A 7,009-nucleotide genomic window follows, 5' to 3' on the forward strand; every position below is an offset into this window, starting at 1 on the left:
TCCGAGCGGTCCGAGCCAGGGGTTCGGCGGCGGACCGCCGCTGCCGCCCATGCCGCCGAGTCCGCCACCTCTTCCGGCGAGCCCGCCGCCCGTGCCGCCGGACGCCTGGCGGGCCGCCGCGGTCGCCCTGCTCAACCTGAGCGGTCTCGGACTCGGCTACGCGCTCCTGCGCCGCCGTCTGCTGGTGGCCCTCTGCTGGGCGGCGACCGGCGCGCTCCTGCTCTTCGCGCTCCCCGCGGACGCCGACGGCGTCCCGGGCGCCGCGCTCGCCGGCTATGCCGTACTCCTGTCGGCGGCGGCCGTCCACGGTGGGTTCGCCGGACTGCGCACCCGGCCGGTTCGGCCGCCGAGGACGCCCCTGGCGCTGCTCCTGGGCGTACTGCTCCTCGCCGTACCGGCGGGCGGCGCCCTCTGGTACGAGGACGCCCGGGACGAAGCCGTCGAGCAGGCGCTGCTCGGCCGCCTGGAACGGGCCGACGACCTGGTGGCCAAGAGCGGCCGGCAGGCGTTCACCGCCGCCGTGTCGGACTACCGCACGGCCCTGGAGGTCTACCGCGACATCGCCGTGGACCACTCCGGCTCCCGCGCGGCCGGCAAGGTCCCCGGCAGCCTGCGGACCTATTACACGACGGTCGGCGCCGCCTACGGCCACCAGGAGTACTGCGAGGCCGTAGAGCCGCTGAAGTACCTGCGCACCGTGCCCCGCACCATGCCGAGAGAGCGGCTCGGCTCGCTGGCCCGCTGGCCCGACGAGCGCCTCGCGACCTCCCTGTACGAGTGCGGTGCCGAGCGTCTGGCGGCCGGCGAGGCGGACTGGGTGACCCGATTCGGCGATCTGCTGGACACCTTCCCCCGGTCCGGGGCGGCGGCCGAGGTGGTGCCCGCCGTCGACTCCGCGGTGAAGAAGGCGGAGAAGGCCGTCGGCGGCGACGAACCCTGCGGCGCCGTCGAGCGGTTGCGCACCCTCGGCACCCGGATCGGCGACCTGTCCGGTGCGGCCGGTGACGCGGACGGCGGACTGGCGAAGATCGCGAGCCGGGCCGGCCGGAGCGGCGACGCGGGCGCGTACGCGTGCGGAGTCGACCAGTACAGGGACGGCGACTTCGGCGCGGCGCAGGAGACCATGGAGAAGTTCGCCGCCGACCACCGGCACCACAAGAACCGGGGCCGCGCCCAGAAGATCGCCATAGCCGCCGAAGTCGCCCGGACGCTGCCCGCGGCCGGCCGTAAGCTGCCCACCACCGCCACCGGCGGCAGCATCTCCGTCACGGTCAAGAACGACAGCCCGGACGACATCACCGTCCTGTACACCGGCCCGGTCACCGGCAGCTTCACCCTCAAGGGCTGCGGCGGCTGCAAGGCGTACTCCCTCGCCGACACCCTGTTCTCCGGCTTCAGGCCGTGCAACGACAGCGGAAGGCACTACCCGCAGCGCACCATCGGCCTCCCCGTCGGTACCACGTACTTCGTGCACAAGCCGAACGGCGACAGCACCGCGACCCCGGCCTCGGACACCGCCAGGCTCAGGCCCGGCTACCTCTACACGGAGTGCGCCTACTCGACCCAGCGGCTCGGCTCCGGATAGTGACCGAGCAGGTCAGCCGCCCGTGTTGTCGGCCCGCAACCGCACCTGCTCCTCCAGCCGCCGCAGGCTGCCGTCCAGGGCGTCGTACACCGCCTGCTCGCCCGGGTCGTGGCTGTCGTCGAAGAAGGACAGATGCACGGTCACCTCGCTGGCGCCGCTACCGATGCCCGCCACCTGGAGCCAGCCGGTGTAGCTGCCCTGCTCGCGGGTGCCCCACTCCATGCGCATCTGGTCCGGCTGCGAGCGCAGCAGTGCGGGCATGTCCTGGCCGGAGCGGTCCTCGTGCACGGTCACGGCGGGCGGGTCCTCGATGTCCACGTGCACGGCGTCCGGGAGCCAGGCGTCGAGCTGGGCGACATTGGCCACCTGGTCGAAGACGTGCTCGGCCTGTGCGGGCATGGTCCGGGATCGTTCGTACTCGGTCATCGTCCTACCGCCCCTTTGGTCGGGAGTCGTATCCCGACCGCGTGCCCCTTCGGCGGCGAGTGAAAAGCCCGCGCCGCCGGGGTGTCACAGGCCCAGGGCGATGGCCACGCGGGTCAGCTCGGCCGTGTTGGTGATGTTGAGCTTGGCCCGGATGCGGCGCAGGTAGGCGTCCACGGTGTGGGTGGACAGTCCCATGTGGCGGGCGGTCTGCAGATAGGTGCGGCCGGCGGCGATGTGCCGGAGCGTCTCCCGCTCGCGCGGAGCCAGCGCGGGGGCGGGGGCTTCGGCGGGCGACGCGGCGAGAGTGGCGCTCATGGGTGATTCCTCCGGCGGAACGGATCGGGGCTGTCCGTTTAGGGTGATTTGCCCTTGTTCCACCAGATTCCTCGCCGTACTTCATGGAGGTGTCCGCCGACTGTCACAGGCGTGTCACAGCGGTCGGAGATTGGTTTGAACCACTGGGGTGCGGCGTGTCGGGCGGCGCGCTCTCACGCCATGGCCGCACGTGCCGTCCGCTCCACCAGGGACACCCCGTCGCTCATGGACGCGCTGCCGTCCGACAGGACCGCGACGAGATACCGGTGCCCCTTGATCGTGACCTGGCCGACGCTGTTGACGTCCCAGAGGTCCGTGGTGCTGCGCTGCAGCCAGCCGTTCTTCAGCGCCCGCCGGGAGCCCGGACCGCCGGCCGCGGAGACGCCCCAGGTCTGCTCGGGTACGACGTGACTCATCAGGGTCCGGACGTAGGCGCGGGACTCCGCGTCGAGCCCGCCGGATCCCGCGCGCGCCGTGCCGCCGGAGTCGAACACGGCCCGCAGCAGCCGTATCTGGTCACTCGCGGTCGTCCGGGTCAGCCCCCACTTCGCGCCGGGCCCGCCCGTCGTCGCCGTCAGTCCCAGCCGCTTGTTGGCCGCCGCCAGCCCGGAGGCCCGGCCGATCTGCCGCCACAGCGTGTTGGCCGCCGCGTTGTCGCTGCGCCGGATCATCGGCTCGGCGAGTTTCCGCTCCCGTGCGGTGAGGTGCCGTCCCTGGTCCTGCGCCTGGAGCAGCAGCGCCGCGAGGATGTCGACCTTGACGATGCTGGCCGTGTCGTACGCCCTGTCCTGGCCGTGGATCTCGGGGGTGCGGCCGGTGCCGTCCAGGTCGAGCACGGCGGCCGTGGCGTGCGCCGGGGCGTGCCCGGAGGGTGCGGTGGTGGCGGCAGTCGCCGTGGCCGGGTCGAGGAGGCCGACGGAGAGGAGGGCCGCTGCCGAGGCCGTGAGGGCGCCGGCCTTGGTCCGCGCGGTGCGGAAGGGGCGGGAGGGCATGGGTCATGAACGTAGACAAGATGTGCGCCCGGCGACGTGGCGCCCGTCACCTCAGACCCCTGTTCGACCCGGATTGTGAGAAGAGCCACCGATGGGGCGCATTGTTCCGTTCGGGTCGCTCCGCGGCGGCGTGTACGCGCGGCCGGGCCGTCCTCCTCGCCTATCGTCGGCTCGAAACCGACATCCGGAGTGATTATGAAAAAATCGGATGAATTGGTTGGTGTGGTGGAGGGCGTGGCCGCCGTACCCGTCGGGCCGCCCGTGCGCCGCATCCGGCCGTGGCCGCTCGGCACAGCCCTCGCGCTCACGGCCGGTGCCACGACCGTGCTCCTCCTGGCCGGCACCCAGTGGCTGAACCATCCCGCCGTCCAGGCCTGGCGCACCGTCTGCCTGGCCATCACCGTCCAGGCGCTCCCCTTCCTGCTCCTCGGCACCGCCCTGTCCGGCGCCATCAACGCGTTCGTGCCGGCCGACCTCTTCACCCGGGTGCTGCCGAAGCGACCGGCCCTCGCCGTGCCGGTCGCCGGCGTCGCCGGCGCGGTCCTGCCCGGCTGCGAGTGCGCCTCCGTCCCCGTCGCGAGCAGCCTGATCCGCCGGGGCGTGACACCGGCCGCCGCCTTCGCCTTCCTGCTCTCCGCACCGGCGATCAACCCCGTCGTGCTCACGGCCACCGCCGTCGCCTTCCCGGGCAACCCCGCGATGGTCGCCGCCCGGCTGCTCGCCTCCCTCGCCACCGCGGCCGTGATGGGCTGGCTGTGGCTCTGGCTCGGCAAGGAGGAGTGGCTGCGCCCCCTGCTGCGCCACCGGCACACCGGGCACCGGCACGGCCACAGCCGCTGGACCGAGTTCCGGCTCGGCTTCCAGCACGACTTCCTGCACGCCGGCGGCTTCCTCGTGCTCGGCGCCATGGCCGCCGCCACCTTCAACGTCACCGTGCCGGGTTCCGTCCTCGACGCCTTCTCCGGCTCGCCCTGGCTGTCGGTGCTCTTCCTGGCGGCCCTCGCCGTGCTGCTCGCCGTCTGCTCGGAGGCGGACGCGTTCGTCGCGGCCTCCCTCACCGGCTTCTCGCCGACCGCCCGGCTGGCGTTCCTGGTGGTCGGGCCGATGGTCGACCTGAAGCTCATCGCCCTGCAGGCCGGCACCTTCGGCCGTGCCTTCGCCTGGCGGTTCTCCACGGCCACCACGGTGGTGGCGGTCGCCGCGAGCGTCCTGATCGGAGGCGCGCTGCTGTGAAACGCCCTGTCCAGACCCTGCTCCTGACCCTGACCGGCATCGGACTGCTGCACGTGGCCCTTTTCACCGACACCTACCTGCGCTACGTCAAGGCAGGACTGCGCCCGCCGCTGATCGTCTCCGGGGCGACCCTGCTCCTGCTCGGCCTGGCGGGAGCGGTCACCCGGGACCGACAGCACCCGGCCACGGACACCGGCCACGAGCACGCGCACGGCGACGACCACGGTGACGTCCCGGGCCACGGCCCCGGGCACGCCCATGGCCACGACCACACCGGCACCCCACGCGTCGCCTGGCTGCTCTTCCTCCCCGCGCTCAGCCTGCTCTTCTACGCCCCGCCCGCGCTCGGCGCGTACACCGCGGCCCGCGCGAACGCCAAGCCCGTCGCCGTGCAGAAGAAGAGGTTCGACCCCCTGCCCGCGACCTCGCCCCTGCCGCTGACCCTCACCGACTTCACCAAGCGCGTCCAACAGGACCCCAGCCGCGCCATCACCGGCCGTACCGTCCGGCTGACGGGCTTCGTCACCCCGGCCGGCGCCGACGGCTGGTACCTGACCCGCATCATCTTCACCTGCTGCGCGGCGGACTCACAGACGGTCAAGGTACGCATGTACGGCACCGAGGCGCCGCCCGCCGACACCTGGCTGGCCGTGACCGGCACCTGGCACCCGCGGGGCACCCTGGGCACGCGCACCGCGGAGGCCGCCCTCGACGTCCGGGACGCCACACCCGTCGCCCAGCCGGTGAACGCCTACACCGACGACCTTCCGCTGATTCCTTCCTAGCCTGCGGCGGACGACGGGCGAAGAGAGGTGCACGATGGTGGGGTGACGCTCGCTCGGAGACCGGGTCCGGCACACGGCGGGGGGCCGCCCCGGGCTCGGGCCGCCGGCGCGCGAGAGGAGGCGGTGACGATGACGCGGACACCTCCCACGACGGTCACCCGGGTGCGGCTGTGGCGGTGGCGGCGCAACCCGCTCAGGCGGCACAGCGATGTGATCGAGGCCTGGATCGTCCTCGCCACCTGGGCGCTGGCCCTGGCCGTCGCCGCCTTCGCGGGCCTGCTGGCGGCCCACATCTCGCAGGAGTCGTTCGCGGCGCGGCTGGCCCAGGTGCACCCCGTGTCCGCCGTGCTCACCGACGACAGCGCGCGCACCCCGCCCGCAGGCGGCGGCTACGACGACGGGCGGGTGTGGGCCGCGGTGCGCTGGACGGACGCGGACGGCTCGGTGCACACCGACCGGGCGAAGGTCTATCCGGGCGCCACCGCCGGCAGCCGGGTGACGGTGTGGACGAACCAGGCGGACCGGGTCGTGCCCGCCCCCGTCAGCGGAACGGCGGCCGACCTCCAGTCGGCCCTGACCGGCGCCCTCGTCGCCCCGGCCGCCGGCGCGCTGGTCTGGGGCGCGGGACGGCTGGTCCGCGGCCGGCTCATCCGGCGGCGCATGGCCGAGTGGGACGCGGAGTGGAAGCAGATCGGACCCCGCTGGGGGAACCTCAGCGGAGGCAGGGGCTGACCGCGGACCGCGAGCGGCGCGCCCCCTCGGTCCTACCGCGGAGGTTGTAGCCCGGCCCGGTGCTACCGCGGCCGGTGGAGCCGGGGATCAACTCCTTGGTTGGCGACGTGGCGAACCCACGGAACGTAGCTTGTGGGCCGTGCCGAGAGGCACTCGTCAACCAGGGGGAAACACATGCGGACGAACATCTTCACCAGGACGCTCCTCGCCGCCACGACCACGGTGGCGCTGGCAGCGGGCAGCCTCGCCGCCGCCGGGACCAGCTTCGCCGCGCCCGCGGCGGCCCACCCGGCGGCAGCCGGCGAGGCGGTCACCCCGCAGGCGGTCGACAACCTCGGCCTGAACGCCACCCAGGCCAAGAAGGTCCAGCGCTGGCTGAAGACGTACTGGAACTACACCGGCGCCGTCGACGGCAAGCTCGGCACCAACAGCTGGAAGGCCTTCCAGCGCTGCCTGAAGAAGTACTGGGGCTACACGGGCCCGATCGACGGCGTCGTCGGCAAGGGCACGATCAAGGCGCTCCAGCGTCTCCTGAAGGAGGGGTACGGCTACACCGGTCCCATCGACGGCAAGGCCGGCTCCGGCACCAGGGCCGCCTTCAAGCGGTTCGCCAACGCCCACTGAGCACGGCAGGGCGGCCTGACCGGCACCGGCCGGGCCGCCCGTCGGCGCTCGGCTCAGGGGACGCTCACCGGCGCGCGGTCGGCCGTGGCATGGACGACGGCGGCCTTCACCAGTCCCGTGAAGAGGGGGTTCGGGCGGGTGGGCCGGGAGCGCAGCTCGGGGTGCGCCTGGGTGCCGACCAGGTACGGGTGGACCTCGGCCGGGTATTCGAGGTACTCGACGAGCTTGCCGTCGGGGGAGGTGCCGGAGAAGACGATGCCGGCCTTCTTCTCCAGCTCGGCGCGGTAGGCGTTGTTGACCTCGTAGCGGTGCCGGTG

At 73.2% G+C, this 7,009-nt stretch carries 8 protein-coding genes and 1 pseudogene; 5 read left to right on the forward strand and 4 right to left on the reverse strand.

The window, feature by feature from the left end; all coding sequences use genetic code 11:
* Positions 1-49: 49 nt before the first annotated feature.
* The gene (locus ABZ937_RS36780) at positions 50-1,585 is read left to right on the forward strand and encodes a hypothetical protein (RefSeq protein WP_361698640.1); all 1,536 of its coding nucleotides are present in this window, start codon (positions 50-52) and stop codon (positions 1,583-1,585) included.
* A gap of 12 nt (positions 1,586-1,597) precedes the next feature.
* Here the strand turns inward: ABZ937_RS36780 and ABZ937_RS36785 are convergent, their stop codons facing one another.
* From ABZ937_RS36785 to ABZ937_RS36795, 3 genes are all read right to left on the reverse strand, one after another.
* Complete coding sequence (locus tag ABZ937_RS36785) at positions 1,598-2,011, reverse strand: SRPBCC family protein (RefSeq protein ID WP_361698622.1); 414 nt, start codon at positions 2,009-2,011, stop codon at positions 1,598-1,600.
* Positions 2,012-2,095: 84 nt separating this feature from the next.
* Entirely contained in the window at positions 2,096-2,326 is a 231-nt protein-coding gene (locus ABZ937_RS36790; protein WP_361698624.1) for a helix-turn-helix transcriptional regulator, read from the reverse strand.
* Positions 2,327-2,499: 173 nt separating this feature from the next.
* On the reverse strand, positions 2,500-3,318 hold the full coding sequence (locus tag ABZ937_RS36795) for a serine hydrolase (protein WP_361698626.1): 819 nt from the start codon (positions 3,316-3,318) through the stop codon (positions 2,500-2,502).
* Positions 3,319-3,552: 234 nt separating this feature from the next.
* Here ABZ937_RS36795 and ABZ937_RS36800 point away from each other — a divergent pair, with 234 nt between their 5' ends.
* The 4 genes from ABZ937_RS36800 to ABZ937_RS36815 all read left to right on the forward strand — a co-directional run bounded on the left by ABZ937_RS36800 (position 3,553) and on the right by ABZ937_RS36815 (position 6,692).
* Positions 3,553-4,551, forward strand: coding sequence for a permease (locus ABZ937_RS36800; RefSeq protein WP_361698628.1), 999 nt, complete (start codon positions 3,553-3,555; stop codon positions 4,549-4,551).
* Positions 4,548-5,336: a TIGR03943 family protein gene (locus tag ABZ937_RS36805; protein WP_361698630.1), complete on the forward strand. Its 789-nt coding sequence runs from the start codon at positions 4,548-4,550 to the stop codon at positions 5,334-5,336. The genes ABZ937_RS36800 and ABZ937_RS36805 overlap by 4 nt, the downstream gene beginning before the upstream one ends.
* Before the next feature lie 129 nt (positions 5,337-5,465).
* Positions 5,466-6,068 (forward strand): hypothetical protein, encoded by a 603-nt coding sequence (locus ABZ937_RS36810; RefSeq protein ID WP_361698632.1) that lies wholly within the window; start codon positions 5,466-5,468, stop codon positions 6,066-6,068.
* Positions 6,069-6,242: 174 nt separating this feature from the next.
* Complete coding sequence (locus tag ABZ937_RS36815) at positions 6,243-6,692, forward strand: peptidoglycan-binding protein (RefSeq protein WP_361698634.1); 450 nt, start codon at positions 6,243-6,245, stop codon at positions 6,690-6,692.
* A 53-nt stretch (positions 6,693-6,745) separates the two neighbouring features.
* Here ABZ937_RS36815 and ABZ937_RS36820 read toward each other — a convergent pair.
* Positions 6,746-7,009 (reverse strand): annotated as a pseudogene (locus tag ABZ937_RS36820) (CTP synthase); the annotation flags it as partial.

The organism is Streptomyces sp. NPDC046727 (assembly GCF_040645635.1).
Taxonomy (GTDB): domain Bacteria; phylum Actinomycetota; class Actinomycetes; order Streptomycetales; family Streptomycetaceae; genus Streptomyces.

What these genes read in the sequence shown, in the direction of transcription:
- ABZ937_RS36790 (WP_361698624.1), bottom strand. Translation starts at nt 2,326, where the DNA reads ATGAGCGCCACTCTCGCCGCGTCGCCCGCCGAAGCCCCCGCCCCCGCG.
- ABZ937_RS36815 (WP_361698634.1), top strand. Translation starts at nt 6,243, where the DNA reads ATGCGGACGAACATCTTCACCAGGACGCTCCTCGCCGCCACGACCACG.
- ABZ937_RS36795 (WP_361698626.1), bottom strand. Translation starts at nt 3,318, where the DNA reads ATGCCCTCCCGCCCCTTCCGCACCGCGCGGACCAAGGCCGGCGCCCTC.
- ABZ937_RS36785 (WP_361698622.1), bottom strand. Translation starts at nt 2,011, where the DNA reads ATGACCGAGTACGAACGATCCCGGACCATGCCCGCACAGGCCGAGCAC.
- ABZ937_RS36810 (WP_361698632.1), top strand. Translation starts at nt 5,466, where the DNA reads ATGACGCGGACACCTCCCACGACGGTCACCCGGGTGCGGCTGTGGCGG.
- ABZ937_RS36780 (WP_361698640.1), top strand. Translation starts at nt 50, where the DNA reads ATGCCGCCGAGTCCGCCACCTCTTCCGGCGAGCCCGCCGCCCGTGCCG.